Annotated in this window: 18 protein-coding genes and 4 tRNA genes; 9 read left to right on the forward strand and 13 right to left on the reverse strand. The window is 52.5% G+C overall.

The genetic code is table 11. The annotated features are described in order from the left end of the window. The coding region (locus tag GKC03_08545; protein NYT12578.1) for a leucine-rich repeat domain-containing protein at positions 1 to 4,367 on the reverse strand (4,367 nt) is incomplete at its 3' end. Between the two features lie 543 nt (positions 4,368 to 4,910). Next, positions 4,911 to 5,273, reverse strand: a complete 363-nt coding sequence (locus GKC03_08550) for a peroxiredoxin (GenBank protein NYT12579.1) — start codon at positions 5,271 to 5,273, stop codon at positions 4,911 to 4,913. A gap of 135 nt (positions 5,274 to 5,408) precedes the next feature. On the opposite strand from GKC03_08550, the gene GKC03_08555 reads away from it, so the two are divergent. The 3 genes from GKC03_08555 (at position 5,409) to GKC03_08565 (ending at position 8,998) form a co-directional block, all read left to right on the forward strand. Beyond that, positions 5,409 to 5,681: a GYD domain-containing protein gene (locus tag GKC03_08555; GenBank protein ID NYT12580.1), complete on the forward strand. Its 273-nt coding sequence runs from the start codon at positions 5,409 to 5,411 to the stop codon at positions 5,679 to 5,681. A 217-nt stretch (positions 5,682 to 5,898) separates the two neighbouring features. Continuing rightward, complete coding sequence (locus tag GKC03_08560) at positions 5,899 to 6,300, forward strand: DUF4332 domain-containing protein (GenBank protein NYT12581.1); 402 nt, start codon at positions 5,899 to 5,901, stop codon at positions 6,298 to 6,300. Between the two features lie 295 nt (positions 6,301 to 6,595). Further along, on the forward strand, positions 6,596 to 8,998 hold the full coding sequence (locus tag GKC03_08565) for an ATP-binding protein (protein ID NYT12582.1): 2,403 nt from the start codon (positions 6,596 to 6,598) through the stop codon (positions 8,996 to 8,998). 285 nt (positions 8,999 to 9,283) lie between these two features. Here the strand turns inward: GKC03_08565 and GKC03_08570 are convergent. Then, positions 9,284 to 9,361: transfer RNA gene (locus tag GKC03_08570), tRNA-Arg, on the reverse strand. Positions 9,362 to 9,452: 91 nt separating this feature from the next. Between GKC03_08570 and GKC03_08575 the strand changes: the two genes are divergently transcribed. Next, positions 9,453 to 10,322, forward strand: a complete 870-nt coding sequence (locus GKC03_08575; GenBank protein ID NYT12583.1) for an isocitrate lyase/PEP mutase family protein — start codon at positions 9,453 to 9,455, stop codon at positions 10,320 to 10,322. 54 nt (positions 10,323 to 10,376) lie between these two features. On the opposite strand, the gene GKC03_08580 is transcribed toward GKC03_08575, so the two are convergent. Then, positions 10,377 to 11,534: an iron-containing alcohol dehydrogenase gene (locus GKC03_08580; GenBank protein NYT12584.1), complete on the reverse strand. Its 1,158-nt coding sequence runs from the start codon at positions 11,532 to 11,534 to the stop codon at positions 10,377 to 10,379. Between the two features lie 117 nt (positions 11,535 to 11,651). Between GKC03_08580 and hypE the strand changes: the two genes are divergently transcribed. After that, the gene (gene hypE / locus GKC03_08585; protein ID NYT12585.1) at positions 11,652 to 12,698 is read left to right on the forward strand and encodes a hydrogenase expression/formation protein HypE; all 1,047 of its coding nucleotides are present in this window, start codon (positions 11,652 to 11,654) and stop codon (positions 12,696 to 12,698) included. Here the strand turns inward: hypE and GKC03_08590 are convergent, their stop codons facing one another. Then, positions 12,699 to 13,292 carry a hypothetical protein gene (locus GKC03_08590; protein ID NYT12586.1) on the reverse strand — a complete coding sequence of 198 codons (594 nt, stop codon included), beginning with the start codon at positions 13,290 to 13,292 and terminating at the stop codon, positions 12,699 to 12,701. A 292-nt stretch (positions 13,293 to 13,584) separates the two neighbouring features. On the opposite strand from GKC03_08590, the gene GKC03_08595 reads away from it, so the two are divergent. The 3 genes from GKC03_08595 to GKC03_08605 all read left to right on the forward strand — a co-directional run bounded on the left by GKC03_08595 (position 13,585) and on the right by GKC03_08605 (position 17,766). After that, positions 13,585 to 16,143: a hypothetical protein gene (locus GKC03_08595; GenBank protein ID NYT12587.1), complete on the forward strand. Its 2,559-nt coding sequence runs from the start codon at positions 13,585 to 13,587 to the stop codon at positions 16,141 to 16,143. 87 nt (positions 16,144 to 16,230) lie between these two features. Further along, positions 16,231 to 16,335: transfer RNA gene (locus GKC03_08600), tRNA-Val, on the forward strand. 192 nt (positions 16,336 to 16,527) lie between these two features. Then, complete coding sequence (locus tag GKC03_08605) at positions 16,528 to 17,766, forward strand: DUF1015 domain-containing protein (GenBank protein NYT12588.1); 1,239 nt, start codon at positions 16,528 to 16,530, stop codon at positions 17,764 to 17,766. On the opposite strand, the gene GKC03_08610 is transcribed toward GKC03_08605, so the two are convergent. Beyond that, positions 17,767 to 18,669: a YHS domain-containing protein gene (locus GKC03_08610; protein ID NYT12589.1), complete on the reverse strand. Its 903-nt coding sequence runs from the start codon at positions 18,667 to 18,669 to the stop codon at positions 17,767 to 17,769. A gap of 104 nt (positions 18,670 to 18,773) precedes the next feature. Further along, positions 18,774 to 18,848, reverse strand: a tRNA-Thr gene (locus GKC03_08615). A 93-nt stretch (positions 18,849 to 18,941) separates the two neighbouring features. Here GKC03_08615 and GKC03_08620 point away from each other — a divergent pair. Next, positions 18,942 to 20,858 carry a fibronectin-binding domain-containing protein gene (locus GKC03_08620; GenBank protein NYT12590.1) on the forward strand — a complete coding sequence of 639 codons (1,917 nt, stop codon included), beginning with the start codon at positions 18,942 to 18,944 and terminating at the stop codon, positions 20,856 to 20,858. 5 nt (positions 20,859 to 20,863) lie between these two features. On the opposite strand, the gene GKC03_08625 is transcribed toward GKC03_08620, so the two are convergent. The 6 genes from GKC03_08625 to GKC03_08650 all read right to left on the reverse strand — a co-directional run bounded on the left by GKC03_08625 (position 20,864) and on the right by GKC03_08650 (position 24,552). Beyond that, positions 20,864 to 20,937: transfer RNA gene (locus tag GKC03_08625), tRNA-Arg, on the reverse strand. 42 nt (positions 20,938 to 20,979) lie between these two features. Continuing rightward, positions 20,980 to 21,840, reverse strand: coding sequence for an ABC transporter permease (locus GKC03_08630; GenBank protein NYT12591.1), 861 nt, complete (start codon positions 21,838 to 21,840; stop codon positions 20,980 to 20,982). Next, entirely contained in the window at positions 21,831 to 22,616 is a 786-nt protein-coding gene (locus GKC03_08635; protein ID NYT12592.1) for an ABC transporter permease, read from the reverse strand. The genes GKC03_08630 and GKC03_08635 overlap by 10 nt, the downstream gene beginning before the upstream one ends. A 23-nt stretch (positions 22,617 to 22,639) precedes the next feature. After that, positions 22,640 to 23,602 carry an ABC transporter ATP-binding protein gene (locus GKC03_08640; protein ID NYT12593.1) on the reverse strand — a complete coding sequence of 321 codons (963 nt, stop codon included), beginning with the start codon at positions 23,600 to 23,602 and terminating at the stop codon, positions 22,640 to 22,642. Positions 23,603 to 23,642: 40 nt separating this feature from the next. Then, entirely contained in the window at positions 23,643 to 23,834 is a 192-nt protein-coding gene (locus GKC03_08645; protein ID NYT12594.1) for a 30S ribosomal protein S17e, read from the reverse strand. Positions 23,835 to 23,874: 40 nt separating this feature from the next. Beyond that, positions 23,875 to 24,552: an FAD-dependent thymidylate synthase gene (locus GKC03_08650; GenBank protein ID NYT12595.1), complete on the reverse strand. Its 678-nt coding sequence runs from the start codon at positions 24,550 to 24,552 to the stop codon at positions 23,875 to 23,877. Positions 24,553 to 24,641: the final 89 nt, after the last annotated feature.

Genomic DNA, 24,641 nt, shown 5'->3' on the forward strand with positions numbered 1-24,641 from the left:
GTGGAGGGGATCTTGGCCGGCCCGCCAGGGCCGATGTAGCCGGTAATTGTGACGTTGCCACCGCTCACGGTGTAAGTGTACTCGGGGATGTAGTCGCCCATCATCAGACCGGCGAATCTGATTCCCGGCACGGGGAAGTTGGAGGAGTAGTAGGCGTGGCCACGAATGCTCGATGGCGTGTCGCGGATCCAGTAAGAGCCGACAGAGATGGGTCTGGTGATTCCGCGGAAGTATATCGAGGTGAGCGAGGTACAGTAGTCGAACGCTTCGGCGCCGATGGATGTTACACTTTTACCAATGGTAACGGTCGTGAGGGATTGGCATACCCAGAATGCATCTGCGCCGATCGTGGTGACACTGTCAGGGATGGTTATGGAGATAAGGGCGGATTGTGCAAATGCGTAATCTCCGATCACGGTGACGCTGTTGGGGATTGTTATTGATGTAAGAGATCTGGCCCAGTAGAACGCATAGTTGCCGATGGTGGTGACGCTGTCGGAGATCGTGACGGAGCTCAGGGCCGAGCAAAAGTGGAACGCCCTATTGCCGATCGTGATCACCCCATTACCGATTATGACCGAGGTCAGGCTGGAACAGGAATCGAACGCATAGTCACCAATGGACGTGATGGTGTCAGGGATGGTTATGGATGTGATTTGGGAAGATGCGAAGGCATAAGGACCGATCGATGTGATGCCTTCGGGGAAAACAACCGGCTCAGGTAATCCCCCAGCATACTGTATCAGGACCGTCCCGTCCTTGCTGCAAAGGAGCCCGTTCACGCTAGAATAGCTCGGATTGTCTTCATCTACGTTGATCGATACCAAGGCGTTGCACCCTGCGAATGCGCGATACCCGATGGAGGTGACGCTGGCAGGGATGGTTATAGAAGGCAGAGCGCGGCAAGCAGCGAACGCATAGTTGCCGATGGTTGTTACAGTGTCAGGGATGTTTATTGATGTCAAAGAGGTGCAAAGGTAGAATGCAAAATAGTTGATCGCGGAGACATTGTTGCCTAATGACACGGAAACCAGGGAGGTGCATTCCCTGAACGCTTGGTCACCGATGGTAATGACCCCGTTTCCGATGGTTATGGAGATCAGGCCCGAGTAAGAGAAAGCAGAGGAGTCGATAATGGTGACGCTGTCGGGGATGTTTATAGAGGTGAGCGCGGAGCAATAGTAGAACGCATACCTGCCGATGTTGGTGACGCTGTCGGGGATGTTTATTGAGGTGAGTGCGGAGCAATAAGCGAACGCATAGCCACTGATCGAGCTGACCCCGCTGCCTACGTTGACGGAGGTCAGGTTGGAGTACGAGAACGCATAGGAGCCGATGGTGGCACTGCCCGGAATGGTTATCGAGGTCAGGCCCGAGTGGGAGAAGGCAGAGCTACCGATGTTGGTAACACTGTCAGGGATGGTTATCGAGGTGAGTGCGGAGCAGTAGCAGAACGCGTAGTATCCGATATAGGTGACGCTGCCAGGGATGTTAATCGAGGTGAGCGCTGTGCAATAGTAGAAAGAATAGTTGCCGATGATTGTGACCCCGTTCTCGATGCTCACCGAGGTCAGGGCCGAGCAGCGGTAGAATGCGTCGTCGCCTATCGTGGTCACACTGCCCGGGATGGTTATCGAGGTCAGGGTAGAGTAGGAGAACGCATACCTGCCGATGATGGTGACGCTGCTGGGTATGGTGAACGGTCCCGGCAATCCTCCAGGAAATACAACTAACGTGGTAATGGTCTTATCGTACAACACCCCATCGATGCTGGCATAGATCGGATTGTATGGATCGATGTCAATGGCAACGAGGGATGGACATTGTTGGAAGACGTAGTCACCAATGGTAGAAACCCCACTTCCTATGGTCACTGAGGTCAGAGCATCGCAGCGGTAGAAAGCATAGCTACCGATAGAGGTAACGCTGTCAGGGATGGCGATGTCAGTGAGTGCCGAGCAGTTGTAGAACATATTATTACTGATGGAGCCGACCCCGTCGCCTATTGTGACGGATGTCAGGGCGGAGCAATAGGCGAACGCATAGGTTCCCGTGAGAGTGACGCTGCCGGGTATGACGGCGGAGGTGAGGCTAGTGCAACGGTAGAACGCACGATCGCCGATCGTGATAACGCTGTCCGGGATGACGACGGAGGTGAGGGAGGAGCAGTCAATGAACGCTTGGTTGTTTATGACCGTCACCGGATATCCTCCGATGGTCGAAGGGATGGTTATGTCTCCTCCTGCGCCGACATAGTCGGTTATCGTGACCTGCCCAGAGCCGATCGCGTACAGGTAATCGCTAGCGACATAGCTGCCCATCAGCAGCCCGTTGAAGTCTCCCCCGGGGGCAGGGAAGCTGGATCCCCTTAGGGCATGACCTTCGATGCTTGCATTGGTGTCAGTGATCCAATCCGTACCAACGGAGGTCGGCGCCGTTAGCCCGTGGAAGGTTATCGAGGTCAGTTCGAAACACCTTTTGAACGCATTGTCGCTGATCGTGGTCAATCCATTACCAAGGGTGACGGAGCTCAGGGCGTAACAGTTATAGAAGGCGGAATATCCGATGGATGTGACGCTGTCGGGGATGGTTAGCGAGGTTAGGACACGACAATTGAAGAAAGCAACGTCTCCGATGGTGGTGACATTATTGCCGATGGTCACGGTTGTAAGGGAGGTGCATTGACTGAAAGCTTGCTCACCGATGGTAGTGACCCCGTTTCCGATGTTTGCGGCGGTGAGAGAAGTGCAGGAACCGAATGCGAAGCTACCGATGAAGGTGACGCTGTCGGGGATGGTGATGGATTCGAGCGCGGAGCAGTAATAGAACGCAGAGCCGCCGATGGTTGTAACGCTGTCGGGGATGGTGATGGATTCGAGCGCGGAGCAGTAATAGAACACGCGAACGTTGATCGAGGTGACCCCGTTGCCGATAGTGGCGGATGTGAGAGCGGTGCAGTAGGAGAACGAATTGTTGCCGATGGATGTGACGCTGTCGGGGATGGTGATGGATGTAATGGAGGAATATGCGAAAGCTCCGATCCCGATAGTGGTGACACCTTCGGGAATGATGATAGAGGTTATGTTGACGTTGTTTTGGAACGCGCTATCACCGATGGCTATGACCGGGTAGCCCCCCAGTGTTGGAGGGATCTTGGCAGCCCCGCCCGGGCCTATGTAGCCGGTGATGGTGGCCTTACCATCTGTAACTATGTAAGTGTACTCGGGGATGTAGTCGCCCATGGTCAGGCCATTGAACTTTGACCCTTGCGCAGGGAAGTTAGAGGAATAATAAGCGTGACCGCGGATGGTCGATGGAGTGTCAACGATCCAGTTGGTGCCTACGGAGGTCGGTGCCGTGAGTCCGCGGAAGTATATCGAAGTTAGCGAGGTGCAGTAATCGAACGCGGAGATGCCTATGGAGGTCACACCGCTACCCATTGTAACGGAGGTCAGAGCCTCGCATACCCAGAACGCATCGTTGCCGATCGTGGTGACGCTGTCGGGGATTGTGATGGAGGTGAGAGCGGTATGCGCGAACGCATAGTCGCCGATGATTGTCACGTTGTCAGGGATCGTGATGGAGGTGAGAGAAGCACACAAGTAGAACGCATAGTTGCCAATGGTCGTGACGCTATTGGGTATGGTAACTGAGGAAAGGGAATAGCAATAGATGAACGCACGATAACCGATCGTGGTCATTCCGCTTTCGATGGTGATGGATGTCACCGCGGAAAATTCGAACGCGTAAGGTTCGATGGACGTGACGGTATCCGGTATGATCACGGAGGTCAGGGAGGAATATGCGAAGGCGCTGTATCCAATGGAAGTGACGTTCTCAGGGAATACGAACGGCCCAGGCAACCCTCCGGGGTACGCTACCAAGACTGTCAAGTCCGAGCTGTAAAGAACTCCGCTTACGCTAGCGTAGTTCGGATTGTCCGGGTCGACATCGATGTTGGTCAATGCTGAACAGGCGGCGAACGCGTAGCTTCCGATAGATGTGACGTTTTCGGGGATGGTAATGGAGGTCAGGGAGGAACAGACGAAGAACGCGTGCTGGCTGATCGTGGTGACGTTGTTGCCGATGGAAACGGAGGTCAAGGCAGAGCATCGGAAGAACGCGGAGTCACCGATTACAGTGACGTTGTTACCAATGGTCAAGGTGGTCAGGGAAGTACAGTCTGAGAAAGCCATTTCGCCGATCGACGTGACGCTGTCTGGAATGGTGACGGATGTCAGGGAGACCATCTCATAGAACGCCACCTCACCGATGGCTACGACAGGATATCCCCCAATGGTGGAGGGTATGGCAATATCTCCGCCTGCGCCAATATATCCAGTGATCGTAGCATTGCCATCGCTCACGGTGTAGGTGTAATCACCACTTGATTCAGCAACAGCAGCATCTGTGGCAATCAACATTAATAGATAGATCGATAATAATATGGCAATGATGTATCCTAAATGAAGAATACATCTTCTGGTTCCACTACTTACAATAGATTTCACTGATTTACGCCTCCCCTAAAAATGGTTTATGGAATGAGTTGACTGAATCGATTTGTAAATTTGATAATCATACGTGATAATAGGATTATTTAACTTTGTATGAGGAAAAATGCATAGTACATGGTAAGAACCTTAGAGACTACTGGATTAATGGTAGAGTTACTGGTTTACATGAATCCTTATGCAGAGGTCTAACCGACGGAACCCAGGTTGTCTGAGATCGATGATATTAATGTCGAGAACTGGACCCTCGTGGTGAAGAATCCGAAGGGCAGGGAGTATAAGCCACGTCGAGGATGGTGAAGGTGCTACTTTCGGCCAGGGAGACGACCCTGCGATTCCTGAAGAAAAGGAGATGGTAGTTGACCGACAGAGAAAATGCAGAGGCTGGCATTGCCTTCAGGCTGAAGTGCCCATATCCAAATTAACCCAGCTGGTCCTCGACATGAACTCGGTGGCCCCAACTATCTCCACACCGTCCATGAGATCTTCTGACTTGATGTCCTTCGCGTCAAGACACAGCTCGCAGATCCAGATCCTTCCATCGAGGGCTTTCACTTTCTCAACCAGATCCTTCATGTCCGGCAGCCCCTTGCCTTTCATCGCTTCGAGCTTTCCCTTGATCAGGATCTCCCCCCCACCCGGGGTGAAGAAGAGTATCACCTCGTTACCGACGGCGAGTCCGCTTGATCCAAGAATGAAGGTGGGGTACACGCATCTCGGTTCAGTGCTGTTGCACACGATTGCTACCTTGGCCATAATTCTCCTCTTCTGTTACTACGTTAACGTCGTGTATTCAACTCATAGATTCAACGATTGACAGACCCCTTGAAGGCACAATCTTTAAAGGTATTCGACTGAGATGTTAAATTGGGGATACTCCCGGGAGGTGAGAGGTTGAGATTCATCTCTCTCATCCGGTTCAAAGAAAAACCTACAAAAGAAAGCATAGAGAAGAATATCGAGTGTATTAAGCATGAATCAAAGAAGGACGACGTGGATATTCTTGAAATGTATTGGACACTGGGTCGCTTTGATGCGGTCGTGATAATGGAAGCACCTGACGAGAAGACTGCCCTACAGTCAGCTCTAAGGCGGGGGGATTGCATGTCAACGGAAACGTTGGTGGCCATTCCCGTCGAAGAGGCGAGAAGGCTCGTTAAGAAGTGAGAATGAAAGTCGGAAACCCCCCTTCCTCCTTTTTATCCTTTGTAGGATGAATGTGTTTGTTTAGGTCAGGAATGAGCGAATCGAATGTCAGCCACTACATCTTCGAAAACAGTAATATTTTCAATTCTTTGAAATAAAGATGCACCTAAGGATGCCTCTCTGAAATCCAAATTGATGAATATATAGCAAATGGAATATGATTCTTGGGGGTTGTAAAATGAAATTATCTGAAATTGAAGGAATAGGCCCCGCATTCGAGAAGAAATTGAAAAGTGCAGGAATAACGAGCGTCGAAAATCTACTGGAGAAGGGCGCATCAGCCAAAGGGCGGAAGCAGATAGCCGAATCCACAGAAATTGATGCTACCAGGATACTGGAATGGGTCAACCGTGCAGATCTCTTCAGGATAAAAGGAATAGGTTCGGAATTCTCGGACCTTTTAGAGGCTGCTGGCGTTGACTCTGTCCCTGAATTGAGCAGGCGAAAACCAGAGAGTCTGACCAAGAAACTCGAGGAAGTTAACGCTGAGAAAAAACTGGTCCGCCGCACCCCCTCATTATCGATGGTGGAGAACTGGGTAGCTCAGGCAAAGAAGCTACCTAAGGTAGTTACGCATTGAGACAGCATTTTAACGGACAACACTTAAACCACTTACTCTTTTTTTCATTATTAGAAATATTAGGTATCAATATGATGACAGCAATTCTTAGAATCTCAGTCATGGGGAACCGGAATGCAGGTGATGAATTAGCAACTTATCGCCCCTATCTCAAGACGATATTACAAAGAATTTTCATAGTGATATCTACCCAAGAGGTCACGTCATGATGTCTCGACCCTGAATTTTGATCAGTTCTCTGAGTAACTTTCTTTTAATGGCGGCACTGATATCAATCGAGGAGGTAGATCGGGATATGCAGAATTACGAGAAGCTTGGTGCTTTCTATCTCGGTCGTTACTACGATCCTAACAGCAAATCGTTGAAGGAGGACATTGTCCTATACGATTCAAAGGATCTAGTAACGCACGCGGTCTGCGTGGGCATGACGGGGAGCGGAAAAACTGGGTTATGCATCTGCCTTCTGGAGGAGGCCGCTCTTGATGGCGTCCCATCGATTGTGATAGATCCGAAGGGGGATATAACTAACCTCCTCCTGACTTTCCCGGAGATGCGCAAAGAGGACTTCATTCCCTGGGTGAATCCAGAGGACGCTATGAAGAATGACCTCTCCCTCGAAGAGTATGCCGCTAAGCAGGCAGAGACCTGGAAGAAAGGTCTTGCTTCCTGGGGGGAGGATGGGGAACGTATCAAAAGACTTCGCGAGACCAGCAATTTCATGATATACACTCCAGGCAGTAATGCTGGTTTGCCGGTCTCAATTCTTAAATCCTTCTCCGCCCCCCCAGCAGAGATAATAGAAGATGACGAGCTTCTACAGGGGAGAGTTGGCACTACCGTCTCCAGCTTGCTCGGGCTATTGGGTATAGATAGTGATCCAATCGGCTCAAGGGATCACATTCTGATATCTACCATACTAACAGAAGCCTGGTCGAACGGATACAACCTTGATCTCGCCAGCTTAATCCATCAGATACAAAGCCCCCCAATAAAGAACATTGGTATCTTAGATCTGGAATCGTTCTACTCATCGAAGGACAGGTTTGCCTTGGCCATGAAGCTCAACAACCTTCTCGCCGCACCTAGCTTCAGGCTCTGGTTTGAAGGTGAACCGCTTGAAATAAAGAGCTTCTTATTTGGTTCCGATGGAAAACCGAAGACCTCCATCTTCTCCATCGCTCATCTTAGTGAGGCGGAGCGAATGTTCTTCGTCTCTCTGCTACTCAACCATATCGTCGGCTGGATGAGGACCCAGTCCGGGACTACCAGTTTACGAGCCATCCTTTACATTGATGAGGTGTTTGGCTATCTTCCACCGGTTTCCAATCCACCATCAAAACTGCCCTTGCTTACTTTGATGAAACAGGCAAGAGCATTTGGGGTGGGCGTGACGCTTGTTACTCAGAACCCAGTTGATCTCGATTACAAGGGGCTTTCAAATACAGGCACGTGGTTCATAGGAAGGCTCCAGACCGAAAGGGACAAGTTGCGGATCCTGGACGCCCTTGAAGGTGTATCGGCAGAATCAGGTGAGAAGTTTGATCGCCAGGATATGGACCGGATAATCGCTGGTCTGGGTAAACGGATCTTCCTCATGCATAACGTCCATGATGATGAGCCAGCGGTATTCTCATCGAGGTGGGCAATGTCCTATCTCAGGGGACCGTTGACAAGAGACCAGATCAAAATCTTAATGGACCCGATAAAATCAAGTATGAGTGAAGGTAGATCATCAATCATTCCTGAAGAATCGCCACTAATCAAGAAGGTGCCTTTGAGTGCGAGGACGCAGGGATCGCAGAGACCCGTGCTGCCATCCGATATCCCTCAATATTTCATACGGATGGGCGGTCAGCAGGCTGACATCGTGTATAGACCAATGATATTGGGCATATCCCAAGTGCGATTCTTCGATGCCAAGAAGGGGGTGGACGAAATCAAGGAACTCCACTTCCTGACACCAATTACTAATGATCCCATAGCTGTTGATTGGGAGATGGCTGAGGAGGTGAACATTACCATATCCGACCTGACAAAGGTTCCATCAGACCATGCTGAATTCTCAGACCTTCCTTCTGCAGCATCTGTCCCCAAGAATTTCACGAAATGGAAAAAGACCTTTGGTGACTGGCTAGTTGGAAGTCAGAAGATTCAGCTACTCCGGAGCCCTAGCTTAAATCAATACTCCAAAGTCGGCGAAACAGAGAGCGACTTCAGAATACGTATGCAATTGGCAGCGAGGGAGATATTGGACGAGAATATCGAGAAGCTTCGCAAGAAATTCGCTCCGAAGTACGCAGCTCTTGATGAACGCATAAGGAAGGCGGAGATCGCGTTGGAGAAGGAGAAAGACCAGGAGAGGTACCATAGACATCAGAGTGCCATATCACTCGGATCGACTTTACTCGATGCCGTCATGGGAAGGAAAGTAAAGAGCAGTGCGAGTAGGACAGTACGCGATTATGAGAGGTCCAGAAAGGAAAAGATGGACATTGAGTTCGCAGACGAGAATCTTGAATCTCTACAGGGACAGAGGAAGAGATTGGAGGAGGATTTCAATGCGGAGGTGGATAAGATAAGAGGAAGAATCGATCCTTTAACTGAGAATCTGGAGACGGTCTCAATATCGACCACTAAGACCAAAATCTCCATCAAGTTAGTCGCATTGGCCTGGAGCCCAGATATAAAGTCCAAGTAGTTGAGAATCATCAAGAGAAGATTCAGTGGAGTTGGGAATTGAGTACTAATCGAGGACTTCGGGCCATATTGACCCAAATAGGCAATCAAATCTCATTCAAGAAATCTCTAATCAATGGAACATGTATTGAAGGACTACGGAGAGTTGCCAGTTCGCATCTGTGATAACATCGTACTTAAAAGACTCGAGGAGAAAAGGATCTCTTCCATGGATGAACAACATGTGTGGGAGGGTCTAGTGGAAGAATGATTTCATTAAATTGAAAAAATGAATGGTTGATGGATGTGGCGGGCCCGTGGGGATTCGAACCCCAGTCTTTGGCTCCGAAGGCCAAAAGGATAATCCAGGCTACCCTACGAGCCCAGTGGTAATAGGGGAAGCGTTCATAAGACTTTGCGCGGAAAGGAGACCTCATCCCTGAAAAGCCAAATGCTGATACGCCCCTTTACCTCCCATGAAGAGGACCTCCGCATTCAGGAACATTCTCGGCGAGGGCGATGCGATAATAATGCCCGTGGTGCACGACGCCTTGTGCGCAAAGATAGCGGAAGAGGTCGGTTTCAAGGCCATTTTCACCGCCGGATACGCAAACTCTGCCTCACTGCTCGGGAAGCCTGACGTGGGACTCCTGACCATGACCGAGATGGTCGATGCCGCCAGAAGAATCGCCGGCGCGGTGGACATCCCCGTGATAGCTGATGCGGACACTGGGTACGGAAACGTCACGAACGTGGTGAGGGCTGTGAGAGAGTTCGAACGGGCTGGCGTTGCGGGTATGCTCATCGAGGACCAGGTGTCCCCCAAGAGATGCGGCCACATGTCTGGCAAGGAGGTTATCCAGCCCGATGAGATGGTGGCCAAGATCAGGGCGGCGGTCGATTCTAGGACCGACCCGGACTTGGTGATCATCGCCCGGACCGATTCGCTGTCGGTCAACGGCATTGACGACGCCCTTGAGAGAGTGAACCTCTATCGCGCAGAGGGGGCTGACATGACCTTTATAGAGGCGGTGGAGAGCGTCGAGCACATGCGGAGGGTCATAGAGGAGACGGAGGGGCCGCACATGGCGAACATGATCCCAGGAGGCAGGACCCCGATCCTATCCTCCGCCGAGCTGGCAGAATTCGGATACAGGATAATCGCTTACCCGACCGTCAACACATATGCTGTGGCAAGAGCCACCATAGATGTCTTCCAGCATCTGTTCGATAAGGGAACGTTCGAAGGGTTGGAGGACCGGCTTATGGACTTCGAAGCCTTCAACGAGATCGTAGGCCTTGATGGTATCAGACGGCTGGAGAAGCGGTACCATTCCAACGATTGACCCTTCGATGTGCCAATGGTCATGTGAGGAACTCAATATCATGTTGAGTTATTGCTATTGCTCCACTCTCAGAATTCTTGAGTAAATGTTGGCGATGTCCTCCCGGCTCACGGATTTCGGATTCCCCGGAAGGCAGCTGTTCTTCGACGCGTCCGAGATAAGGGAATCGAACTCGTCCTGGTCGATCACCACTTCCAGCTTATGGGGTATTCCAACATCGTCGGAAAGCCTGGCCACCTCCTTAACGAGGAGATGTGAGGTCTCGTGGTCCGAGTGGTCTCCATTGATTCCGAGTAAATGTGCCATTGTAGCCAGCTTGCCCTCGACGGCGTCGCAGTTGAAGCTCAGGCAGTGCGGAAGGAGGATCGAATTGGCTATTCCATGGGGCACGTTGTATCTTCCTCCCAAAGGCTCCGCCATGCCGTGAACCATTCCCAGCCCAGAGATGGAGAATGACATCCCCGCCAGGGTAGAGGCGATGCTCATGGCGCTCCTTGCCCGGAGGTTGCTGCCGTCATTGACCGCATCACGCAAATTGCTGAAGATGAGAAGTGACGCTTCCATGGCGAGGGCGTCCGACATGGCGTGCGCGCCCTTGGTGATGAACGCCTCCATGGCATGGGTCAGGGCGTCCATCCCCGTGGATGCGGTGATGTGGGAAGGAAGGGATATGGTAAGTTCAGGGTCTATCAGGGCGATCTTTGGATACATGAACCCACCTCGAGCAGTCTCCTTCACTTTATGCTCGGTGTCGGTGATGACGGCCGACCAGGTCACCTCGCTGCCTGTGCCCGCCGTTGTGGGGATGGCCACCAGGGAAAGCGGTGAGTCCCCTTTGAGCACCGCTTTGTACAGCTCTCCGATATCCTTGCCCTCCTTCATCATGGCCAACACCGCCTTGGCCGTGTCGATGGAGCTTCCTCCCCCGACCGCGATTATGGCGTCGTAATTGCACTCCCTAAGGATCCGGAGCGCCTCCCGAACGTTGTCCTCGGTGGGATTCTGCTCCACCCCGTCGTATGTCTCGTGGATGATCCCCATTGAATCCAGAGAATCGAAAACTCCCTTGAGACAACCTGCCTTCATTACCCCTTTGTCGGTGATGACCAGGGCTGAGTTCACCCCGTCATCGGAAAGCAATGAGCCGAGCCTAGTCGTGGCGCCTGGCTCGAATATTATCTTGGTAGGAACATTGAAACTGAAGGGGTTCATTCAATCACCGTGTCAGCTGAAGATATGGTAACACCTTTTTAACTCATTTGTCGAATAGTCGACACCTCGCGCGTCCGGGGAGAGATTTTTTAGCCTATGGCTCCATAAGACGAGGCGATGAAAAGGATAACCATGGGCCACGGGGCCGGAGGGGAGATGATGCAAGAGCTCATATCCAAGCACATCGCGCCCTTCCTTCCGGATATTGACGCAGAGGTCCCGCTCAGGTCCTTTGACGATTCAGCCATAATCGATGGCATGGTGTTCACAACCGACGCTCACACCGTGAAACCCCTGTTCTTTCCCGGGGGGGATATCGGATCCCTGGCGGTCTGCGGAACGATCAACGACATCTCGGTGATGGGGGCCTGTCCTGTTGCGATGTCCTGTGCCATGGTTCTCGAGGAGGGTTTGGAGATCGACACCTTGGAGAAGGTGATGCAGAGCATAGGCCAGTACTCAGAACTTTCCGGAATACCGGTTGTCACAGGCGACACGAAGGTGGTGGAGTCCGGTGCCGTTGACCAGATGATCGTGGTGACCTCGGCACTTGGAAAGGAGTGCCCTTACCTTCAGAAGAATTTCGATGTAGCTTCGCGATCACGAAAGGTGGCCAACAGATGGCTCACCGACGACAACGTGGGCGATGGGGACGCCATAATAGTCTCCGGAACCTTGGGAGATCACGGAATAGCACTGCTCTCATTCAGAGAGGGATATGGATTCGAGAGCGCGATCAAAAGTGACGTGGCACCACTGCATCGTCTCATAGCTTCGATACTTGAGCTGGGAGGCGTGACCTCCATGAAGGACATGACCCGGGGTGGAATGGCCAACACGCTCAACGAGTGGTCATCCAAGTCCAAGGTGGGAATAGAGATCGACGAGCCTCAGATCCCGATCCATCCAGCCGTGGGAAGTGCCTGCGAGCTTCTGGGCCTCGACCCGCTGACCATCGGAAACGAGGGGAAGATAGCGATAGCCTGCGTTCCCGAGATGGCCGAAGATATCGTAAAGCTGATGAGGAAATCTCCACTGGCAAAGAACGCGGCGATAATTGGCCGAGCCACCAATGAATTCGATCGCGTGGTCATGAAGACCGAGGTGGGAGGCAGAAGGATCATTGACCCGCCAGTAGGCGATCCTGTGCCCAGGATCTGCTGATCATATCAGGGTCTGGATCCAGAAGCAGATGAGGAACACTCCTCCACCAATCAGTGCCATCCTCAAACCCCGCAATACGGGATTTTTTCCCGACATACGGCCCATCAGGGCCCCAGTCACGAACAGGATGGTCAGTGCAAGAATGGAGGCTATCCATCCTCCCAGCTGAACGTTTCCCTCACCGATTATGAGAATGGGTACAAGGGTGACACCACAGGCCATGAGTGGAGCGGAGAAGTTCACTAGCGATATAACGAAGATCGAGAGCCTCGACATCCGCTGGATCTCTGTGTCCTTGAGCGAGGAGAGCATCGCGGTCTCGATCTCCTTGATCCTCCGATCCTGCTCCATGGTTTCAGCCTCGTAGACGCTGACGCCCGTAGAAATGCCAAGGGCGAAGCTCGAGGTGAGAATGGTGGCGATTACCAGGCTGTAGCTTGGATCGTGGGCGAAAGCGGAACCAATTATGACTCCCAAAATAACGAATGTGGAGTCGAAGATCGTATTGATGAAGTAGCGGCGCAGAGCGGGACCGGTTTCCGGCATGCTCATTGCTGCCTTCATCTGGGAGAATAGACCGTCATCGGCAGACAACACGAAACCCTCACTTACCCGAAGGTGGTGAGAAAAGGGCTTCCGGGCTTATGTCCATTTCGGAGTCTTCCCAAGATTGTAAAGAGGAGTGGGGCGCTCAACCAAGTCGGCCGAAATTTTAAGGAAATGTGAATTACGATTCTATGCGCTCCTTACCGGTGTCCAGTCAATTATTACCACACAATTATTATATATAAATGCGCACGATAACATCATAGAGGAATTATGGCCGCCAGACCCCAAGGTTTACCGCATTTTTACCTTGCAGGCGGCTAATGACAGGAGGGGTAAAGTGTTAGGAAAGTTTGCTAAGGTTATTAGCATACTGGTTGCGCTAACAATGGTTGTCGTTGTTTTTGCGGTTTTTGTTCCCCAATCAACCGCAGTGACAACCGATACACCAAGAATAGCGGACCCAGTAGGGATTGATATAGGTCCTTCAATCAGGGATCGTCCTGTAGATAGTACTTCCGTGAGCGAGGCGTTCTCCAACGGCCCCTTGGGAAAATATGTCTTCCAAGATTATTATGACGTCGGAGACAGGGGGATGTACTATGATTTTGATGGATCTGGCTGGCTAGAGTTCGAGAAACGTGGGGAAGGCAACCATTGTGAGGTTTGGGTAGCGACCGATTTGAATTTCGAGGATGGGGACCCTCGTAACGAGTTCACATCAAGATTGAATATCTCTGAAGGAAAAGTGAACTACATCATCCAGCAGTTCGATGAGGTTATCTTCCCAATCGAATCAGAGAACTTTGGAAGTCCAGACAACCACACCGGAGACAACAGCCTCATGGAGGACTATGGTTTCGATTACTACCAGAATGTCAACGGTGAGAAGACCATGATTATGATCTTCAACATCATAGATGAGAACTATTTCGATGCAGGATATCCATACTATGTTGTCGGGTATTACTCCCCAACCGCTGAACTCTACTACGACAGGAACATTATTCACATAGATTGCTGGGACTGGGACAACAGGACCACGGGCACCTCGCCGAGACCTTTTGTATATGAGGGTACCGTGGCGCACGAGTATCAGCATCTGCTGCACGATGATGCAGATTCCGACGAGGCTTCTTGGATAAACGAAGGATGCTCGATGTACTCGGAATTCATCTGCGGCTACATGGTCGAGTCGGAGATGTGGAACACCATGTACCGGTTCCTTTACACCCCTGATAACGGCCTTGTAGACTGGGGCGACCAGGGCGATATCAACATCTTGGCTGATTATGCCCAGACAATGATGTTCATGATGTACCTGAACGATCACTTCAACGGTTCGGAGTTCATCTCAGCACTCTTCAAGAATCCCGATAACGGAAAGGATTCGGTCACATCCACGCTCATAGAGATGGGTTATGACGATTGGACCTTCGAAGATGTGTTCTACAACTGGAGGTTGGCCAACCTCATTCATAGCGATGATCCTGGTAATGGTTGGTACAACTACACCTCCATCGATTGGGACAGCATGTACTCCATGGAGGTGTCCATGCTATGGTACTCCCCATACTATGGTGGATGGTGGATGTCCGAGTGGTGGGGAGACACCTGGACCTATGATGATTACGACACCGGCCTCGCTAATGTAGGATCCTTCGGTACCGATTATGTCTACATCGATGACCTTGAGTGGATGGACCCGCTCGGACTAAAGCTGAACTTCGAGGGATGGACCGAGGTGCCAGAGGGCTGGGAGATCGCCATGAAGCCCTTCGAGGGAGACCCGATCTGGTCCGAGGATTTCAACCATGATGGTTCCTTCCCTACGGGTTGGACAACCGACAGCGAGGGTCCTGACTACTGGCCTTGGGCAACCTACGATGAGGGCGATGGTGATTGGGCCGTGTGGTGCAGCAGCGATGCAGCAGGTTCAGGGACCGATATCACAGAGTGGTTGTACATGGCCGATACCTCGATCGACATGAGCGCGCTCGAGAATCCGTTCCTCCAAATGTACCTCGAGTACAACACCTATGACGGTGATGATTTCGCTAGAGTCGTTGCCAACGCAGGTTACGGATGGGTGGATGTGGAGACTTGGTATCCAGGCAACACAGTCTCTGGAACGGTCGTTGTCGACCTGACAGAATTCGCCGGAGAGGAATCCGTTAAGCTGGGATTCGTGTACCACGGTACCTGGGACTGGTGGATGTTCGTCGATGACCTGAAGCTTTTCGACGCCGAGCCGGATTTCGCTTGGTACTCGGGTGCAGGTGACTTGAAGGACTTCAAGCTAGTCGGAGAGGTGGATCTCAGCGACGCTAGGAACTCCACTCTTGAGTTCGACACCTACTACTACATCGAGGATTACTGGGACTTCGGCTTCGTGCAGGTCTCCACGGACTTCGGTCAGACATGGACCTCGCTGGAGAACGAGTATACGGTCTCGGATTACGATCCAAATGCTCACCCAGCGATCATAGAACAGCTGCCGGGCCTCACTGGAACCTCTGGTGAATGGATGACCATGTCATTCGACCTTTCAGCCTATGATGGCCAGGTGATTTGGATACAGTTCAGGTACATGACCGACTGGGGCTATACCGAGGAAGGTTGGTGGGTCGACAACATCATGGTCAACGGAGAGCTGCTCGATGACGCCGAGACTGTTATTGGCTTTGAACCAGACTTCCCGGCGACCGAGTGGATGGTGACCGTCTACGCACCAGCATACGGTAGCATGCCGGCCCTGATCTTCGATCTGAACCTGAATGACCAGATGGAGACCCTGCGCAGCATACACGCTCTGGCAGACAACTATCCATATGTCATTCTGATCGTCTCTCCCACGGTAGGTTTGGCAGATTGGTACCTCAACATCTACAACATCTAGACTGTTGTGAATCAAACCTCTTTCCCTTTTCCATATTTTTCTTTTCGCACTAAGTTTTAATACAATTCTCATATTCTCTGACTAAGAGGGCTCATGGTCTAGCGGTCATGAGGCATTCTGGAAGACCCAGATGACCTGGCAAACGACGCCTTTACACGGCGTAGGTCCCCGGTTCGAATCCGGGTGAGCCCACTTCCAACCACCATTGTTCTGAACTTGGAGCTTTAATAAGATTCAGTAAAAGGAGGAAGCTAGCTCGTCAATTTCAAACGACTCGGGTTGTGCAAGGCGCTCATGATGCTGAGCTGAGGGCATACCGTAGAATGCAGCAGCCCACTTATTGATGGAAAAGGAGGCTGGACATCCGGCTGGGGGAAAAGGCTATTGAGGAGATGCCTTATTACCGCCATAAGCGGTGCTCAGATGGTCATTTTCAAACCATTCAACGGCCTGATTCCTTCACTCGATCCTGACGAGAATATCTCGAAGAGGATATCCCCGCCATACGATGTGATCGACGATCACGAGCTGGATGATCTCAAGGCCAATCCCTTCAACGTAACCAGGATCACACTGAACCCCCAGGGAGGAAGGTATCTCCAAGCAGCCAAGGAGCTAAAGAACTGGATGTCCTCCAGGAAACTCGAGAAGGATGAGGATACTTGCTTCTACCTCTACAGGCAGTCATTCCTAAACGATGGAAGAAGATTGACCAGGACCGGGTTGGTCGGCGTCCTTTCATTGGAGCCCTATGACAAAGGGATGGTCATACCGCATGAGGAGACCATACCCAAGGTAAAGGAGGACCGCTTGCGACTGCTGGAAGACACAGAGACCCACTCCGAATCCATCTTCGGTCTGTACCACCACTCGGATATTCCTATCGAGGAATTGCTTTCCAGCTCGGTGAAGCTGTTCGAAACGGAGGACCACGATTCAGTGGTGCACTCTTTCCACAGGATCTCCGACCCGAAGATGATCTCCAGGATACAGTCGATGATGATGTCCAAGACCGTGCTGATCGCGGACGGCCACCACCGCTACGAGACAGCGTTGAAGTACTTCGAGGAAAACGGAGGGGAGGAGAAGAAGGGCTATGTGCTCGCAACTCTGGTCTCATCCGATGACGAGGGGATGATACTACTTCCAACTCACAGGCTCCTTTCGGACCTGGACATAGACGAAGAGGAGTTACTTGAGAGGATGAAGAATCACCTGATCGTGGAGACCATGGATGATTTCCCTTCTCTAAGGTCAAGGATGGCCAGGAAGGAGCACATGGGATTCGGGCTCATCACCAGATCTGGAGGAATGTACTACGCCTTCCTTGAGGAACTGCCAAACGACAATATACTCTGGGTCATAGACGCCTACGCCTGCCAGGAGATCATTTTCAAGAACGTTCTGGGAGACAAGATCTTCAATATCGAGTACGAGGAGAGCTGCGAGAATGCTAGGAACAAGGTCATGAACGGCAGGAGCGACCTTGCCATTCTGCTGGGCTTACCCAAGCTGGATGAGGTTTGGAAGGTTGCAGGCGAGGGCATCAAGATGCCCAAGAAGTCCACATTCTTCTATCCAAAGATCTGGTCCGGGTTCGTCTATTACTCGATGTCCAAATAATCACTTCAAGAGGTCGAGCCCACAGGTTGCTTCCAGGGCCTTCTTCATTATGATGTAGCGCTTTGGATCTTCGATGAACTTCTCCAGACACTCGTTGGAGTGGAAGTAGTATGTCTCCCCGCCGTGCTCTTGCACATAGAGGGTGTCCCGGATACTCACCTCTTCCCCGCAAACGGGGTCTATGGCGACATTCCTAACCTTGGTCACGATGACCCTTGCGCCCATCTCGGTGCAGTCCACGATCTCGTCCGCACCGGCCTTCTTGAGCTTGGCCACGTTCCTATACTCCTCCACCTTGGTTACCACATAGATGTCCGGATTGAGCATCTTGGCGGAGATGACCACGATGACGTTCATCGCGTCGGTAAGAGTGGTGACTAGCCCCTTGGCGTCGGCAATATTGGCTCTCTGCAGAACGCTGTCCTCGGAGGCATCGCCCTCGATTATAGGTATGTTGGCGTCAACGGCCACTTCGATCTTCGCCGTGTCGTTCTCGATCACTATGAACTTCTCGTTCTTCGCACGGAGCTGCGATACGGTCTGCTTCCCTACGTTGCCGTAACCCACGATGATGTAGTGTCCCTTGAGCTTCGTCTTCTTCTCTGGCAAGCCCAACTCCTCCCTTATGCCTCTGCTGACAGCCAGATCAAACACCGATTGGATGGTCCAGAGGACCGATGCTATCCCTCCGATCATCACGATGGAGGCGACCGCCCTTGAGGCGCCTGAGGTCGGTACGAGGTCACCGTATCCCACGGTGGTCATTGTCACCACGGTGAAGTAGATAGAGTCGAACACATTGGTGACGGTATCCTCAGTGATGAGGAATCCAATGGTCCCGAATATCAAGAACCCCAGGATCAACCCCAAGGAGATGAACAGCCGGTTCCTGATCTCTATCATTTCCCGCCCTCACTTATCTGACCTATAAGATTGTCCGTCCGTGATATAAATGGTTTGTCTGGAGCAATTCCTATCATCAGAAGGTTGTGATAGAAGAATATAAATGGAGCCACTGGAGGGAATTGAACCCTCGACCTACGCCTTACCAAGGCGTCGCTATACCTCTAAGCCACAGTGGCAGCGCTAACCTCGAATCGGGTTTTGATTGATAAATCTTTCTGAGAGGTGCCCAAGGTAACCTTTATGAATATCCCAGCTGTAAGGGGGAGTGCATGAAGAAGGAGATGCGGGCGTTCGATGTCCTCGCGGTGGTGAGCGAGGCTCAGTCCCTCATCGGAGGATTCGTGGACAAGATCTTCCAGTGGGATGGAGGGAACGTTCTCATTAGGGTAAACGTGAAGGGCGAGGGAAAGAAGGAGCTCTTCCTGAAAGACGGGAAGTGGTTCTACCTCGCTCCCCAGAGGCCCCAGGTCCCAGATTTTCCCGATCAGTTCGCCGTCCACCTCCGCAAGTTGATCTCAAACGCCCGCGTAGAGTCCGTCAGGCAGGTCGAGTTCGACCGAATAGTGGTCATAGACATCATGAGGGGAGAGCAGTACCAACTCGTCATCGAGCTGTTCGGTGAGGGCAATCTTCTTCTTGTGAAGGACGGAAAGATAGTGAACTGCCTGTTCTCCCGTCGCTGGAGGCACAGGGAGGTCCGTCCGGGGGCTGAGTACCTTTTCCCTCCAAATAGGTTCAATCCATTGGAAAGCGACCTCCAGTCGTTCACTTCAACCATCAAGGAATCCACATCGGATACTATCAGGACATTGGCCACAAGCGTGAATCTGGGAGGCCAATACGCGGAGGAAGTCTGCCTGAGAGCGGATGTGGACAAGGCAAGCGATGCTTCATCGCTGAGCGAAGAGCAGATCTCGACTCTTTTCAGGACTATGATGGACCTTGTTCAGCAGGTCAAAGAGTCCAGTGATCCAAGGATAGTCTTCGAGGGGGAGGACATGGTGGACGTCACCCCAGCTCCTTTGGTCCAGTACTCCGAGTCAAGGGCCGACAATCACAGTGTTTTTTCCGAAGCTCTCCACGAGTACCTGGGAGGGGAGCCAGAGCCTCTGGAGATCACCGACAAAGCCCTTCTAAAGCTCCAGAGACAGCTTGAGCACCAGAGGGAATCCATCGAAAGGAGGAAGGCGGAGGCTGAGGAGCTTTCAAACAACGCGGAGCTGCTGTACATGAATTACAAGCAGGTGGACGATCTCCTCAACCTGCTCAAGTCGATGAAGGGATCATCATGGGAAGAGATCAGGTCATTCAGTGAATCGATCGATATTGTGAGGTCCGTGGATCCTTCCAAGCACAGGGTCAGTGTTCTCCTCGAAGAGAAGAAGGTGAGCCTCGACTATGAGCTAGGCATAGACTCCAATGCCAACAAGCTCTACGACAGTGCGAAGGGACTGAGGGAAAAGGCGAGGCGTGCCGAGGAAGCTTTGCAGAACACCGAGACCAAGATAGAGAAGAGAAAGAAGGGACTGGCCAAAGTGGAAGAATCCAGGGAGGGGGCGAACCCCACCAAGCAGTTCTGGTTCGAGAGGTACAAGTGGTTCCTCACCTCGTCCGAGAAACTGGTCATCGCCGGAAGAGATGCAAGAACCAACGACCAGGTGGTCAAGAAGCACCTGAAGCCTGAGGACAGGTATGCCCACGCCGACGTGCACGGTGCTCCGAGCGTGGTCTTCAAGGAGGGTTCCGAAGCCCAGGAAGAGGAGTTGAGGGAGGTCTGCATCTTCGCCCTCGCCCACTCCAAGGCCTGGAACGCTGGAGTGAAGGAAGGAAGCGCTTACTGGGTGCTTCCTGACCAGGTTAGCAAGGCTCCCATGGCAGGGGAGTTCGTTCCTCGTGGAGGTTTCATCATCAGGGGAAAGAGGAACTACTTCCACCACATCGTGATGGAAATGGCCGTCGGGGAGATCTCATACCAGGGGGAGAGAAAGATCATGGGCGCCCCCAAGGAGACCATGGAGTCGATGTCCGAGAGGTATGTGATCGTCGCCCCGGGCAAGACTGAACGAAGCAGGATCTCTTCGAAATTGGCCAAGAGGTTCGAGGTTCCGGAGGAGGAGATCTCCAGGATCCTGCCTCCAGGCAACCTTGAGATCGTCGGCTCAAAGGGAATCCCGCTCGAAGAATAAAGTAGTGCCCGAGCCGGAATTCGAATCCGGGTCGGGAGGTCCGCAGCCTCCTAGGATATCCAAGCTACCCCACTCGGGCCTGAGTCTCCCCATATTCATAACTCCCTTTAATTCGTTTCGTTCAATAGGTGGTTATCATATCCAATTTGCCCTGTTTTCTCGCCCGATAGTCAGCGTACCTGAAAATCATCATGGAGACCACTAGGAATAGCGCTGCCGACACCAGGAGGAGGAGCACCAGCTCGATATTGGAGAAGGTAGAGAGCCCGCTGATGCTCTCGATGCCGATGTCAGGCACCAAGGATCGGCGCAGTATCTCGAGCCAGTAGGTCACCGGGATTGCCAGACTCACCGCCTGGACCTGCATCGGCAGGATGGTTATGGGAAAGATCACCCCGCAGAACAGGTAGAAAACACCAGCTATCGCCTCGTTGATACCCCCGCTGTGCTTGGCGGTCAGCATGGACACGCCGGCCAAGGCGACGCCCAGGGCGCATATCATGATCAGCCCGATGACCATCGCGATAAGCAGGAAGGGCCAATCGATCTTCAGAATGTCGATGGGGACATTGAGTGCGACCACCCCGAACAACAGGGTGACGAAGACCGCCGCGGAGGTGATTATGATCTTGCTGAGTGCCCTTCCAACCACATACATGTAGAAGCTCATGGGCGCCATGTAGATGTTCCTGAGGGTCTGGAAGTGCTCTCTGTCCTCGTGAAGAACCCATGTGAGCCCGAAGAGCACCTGGGCTACGAAGAGATAAAGGGCGTTGCCGATGAACATGAACGAGAAGAAGACTGGATCGCTTGCCACGTCCCCTAGTATGATGAGGTACATGAAGATCAGGATCAGGACCGCGGCGATGGGTTTGACCAGGGAATAGATTATGAAGAGCAGGGGACTGGTCCAGTTGGACTCGACCTGCCAGCCTAGCCATGTCGCGTACTTCAGCGTGCGAAGGTGGTCCCTCAGAGCCATCGTGTCAGCAGCCTCCCTTCCCTCTTGCCAAGGTACTCCATATACTCCAGCAAGTATCTGGCCAGCACGAAGAATATCACGGCAATGACCAGTAGTATCATTATCTCGACACTTACCGGCAGAAGGCCATCGGACAGCTCGGGTCCGAACAGCAGCTGCCGCATGGCATCGAGGCCCAGCGTGATTGGAATTATTGAAGCGGCGAGGCCGACCCAGAAACCCAGCTCCTTTACGGGAAAATAGAATCCAGATACCAGGTAGATGGGCTCCTGTGCCAGCATCGAAAGCCTCCAGGCATTTCTGCCGAATAGAAGGTACAGCGAAGAGAACAGCATCCCCATCCCGTAGAGCGCCAGAAGGGTAATGAGGAACACCACGATGAGCGCGCCGGGATTGGTGAGGTTGACTTGGATATCGAACACCACGAATCCCAACACGAAAGTGGACACAGCTCTGAGCGTGGTCGAGAACATCCCACCCAGAGCCATCCCCGCCAATACCGACATTCGGGACATGGGCGAGATCAGGTAGAGCTGGAGATTGCCCACCTCCCTCTCCCAGTAGAACTGGGCCGCCATGCCCCACAGCACGTTGAGCCAGTATGCTATCATGGCGCCTCCAAGAACCACGAAACCTGTGAAAACCTCCGGGGCGCCCATGGCCCTGTAGTAGAAGACGAAGGCCATGATGCTCAGCAATGGAAGGACTATGTCACCTATCAACCACGATGGCTCCCTAAGGGAGCCTATTACCCTTGGGTAAGCCCTTGCCGCCATGGCGCGAATGTTGAGCGCCAGCTCTATTCCAGACCCCTCCCAACTAAGTTGATGAACACGTCCTCGAGCGTCGACTCCCTCTTGCTCATCGAGAGTATCTTCGCCCCCCTGCCAACTATCATGGACACTATTTCGGAGATCGAGGCCTCTTCCTCCACCTGCACCCTCAGCTTAAGGCCTTGTTCCAGTGGCTCCAATGCCATGCCCCTGACACCAGGAATGGCCCCTATCTCTTCCGCTCCCTCAAGTGCGGATGTCTCGATCTCATAGGATGTCACCCGGTCCAGAGACCTCTTCAGGTTGGAAGGGGTGTCACAGGCCAGTATCCTTCCCCTATCGATGATGGCCACCCTGTCGCACAGCTCCTCAGCCTCCGCCATGTAGTGAGTCGTTAGCAGCACCGTCCTGCGATCTCCGGAGGAGACCCAGTCAATCACGAATGATCGGATCGCGCGGCTGGAGTTGACATCAAGCCCCAGTGTTGGCTCGTCCAAGAAGATGAGCCTTGGGTCGGTCACGAACCCCCGGATCACGTTCATCTTCTGCTTCTCCCCGGTGGACAGCGTCCTGACCTTCGAATCGGCAAACTCGGTCAGTCCAAATCGAGCCAAAAGATCATCGATCCGGGTCCTTGCCTCCTTGCCGGGGATTCCGTAGAACTGTGAGAACATCCAGAGGTTCTCCCTGACCGTGAGCAGACCGTAACCGGAGAACTCGCCCCCCGCTACCATGTTGATAAGGGGGCGGATGCTCTGCGCCTGCCGTTCAACATCGTAACCCAGAACCTCGGCGCTTCCAGAGGATGGGAGCAGAAGTGTGGCCAGTATCTTAATGAGAGTAGTCTTTCCGGCCCCGTTGGGTCCTAGGAGACCGAAGAGTTCTCCATCCTTAATGTGGAGATCCACGTCATCCAGAGCAACGGTTTCCCTCTTGCCTCTGTTTGTCTTGAAAACCCTAGTTAGCCCCTCGACCCTAACAGCATCCATCATTCTGGGGAAAAGAGTCGATGGGGAAAAATCTATCGAATCATGCTTCAAACTGGTGCCAATACCTGGTAATATACCCAGCTATGCGGTTCTTCATGGTGGTCGAATGAACGTCGGTCAGCTTCTCGACCATGAGCTTATTGTTCTCGAAGTCACCACTGAAGACTCCTGGGTACTTCTCCACCAGATCGATGGCCACCCTCTTGATGTAAGTGGGTCTAATATTTCCCATGTTCCACACCGAGTGGGAAGTGGTTAAGGACTTGCTGTATTTATAGCTTGCTCAGCTCGTCCTTCCTTGGCTTCCCGCAGGTCATCTTGCCCTCGGGGCATGGTCCACGCACGCAGGGCGGTCCCGCCCTCCTGAAAATGACCGGGCAGACCTTGCGAACCGCCTCGAGCATCCGATCCGCCACCTCCCGTATCTCCCACTGCGCCCGGTTGCAGCACCTAAGCGAGAAGAAATGCCAGAGCTCCCTGGCGTTCATGGTAACGGTGATATTGGTGGTGCACGCATTCGGAAGTACATACCTAGCATCCTCGACCGGTACCTTCTCCGATAGCTCCCTGTAGGTGTCCCACACCTCTCTCATCAGAATCTCGAAACGCTGGGCGGCCTCATCATCCTCCCTGATCTTGGGAGGCATGACAAATTCGGCCTTGTCCATGGAGACATAGCGCTGGCTCTGCTGCGAGTAAGAAGCCACCCGATGTCTGACCAGCTGATGGGTCAACACCCTTGATATTCCCTCGAGAGAAAAGGTGTAGGAAGCGTGCTCTATCACCGAGTGATGGCCTGAGGACAGTACGCTCTCCAGCCTGCGCTCGGCAGTCTCCCCGTCCATGGAGTCTATAAGCTCCCCGCTGGTCGACCTCGAGTAACAGGAATGGGCAGCGGCGGAGCACAGGAGCTCCGCGTCCTCGGTGTACCTCAGCAGCCTAACATTCATCTTCGCACCACACCTGAATCTGCGAGCCCGGACAAAAAGGATTGGTCTCACTCTTCGAATTGTGTGGTGAAGGTGAAGGTGACCTCTCC

The sequence above is a fragment of the Methanomassiliicoccales archaeon genome (genome assembly GCA_013415695.1).
In the GTDB taxonomy this organism is placed as follows: Archaea; Thermoplasmatota; Thermoplasmata; order Methanomassiliicoccales; family JAAEEP01; genus JAAEEP01.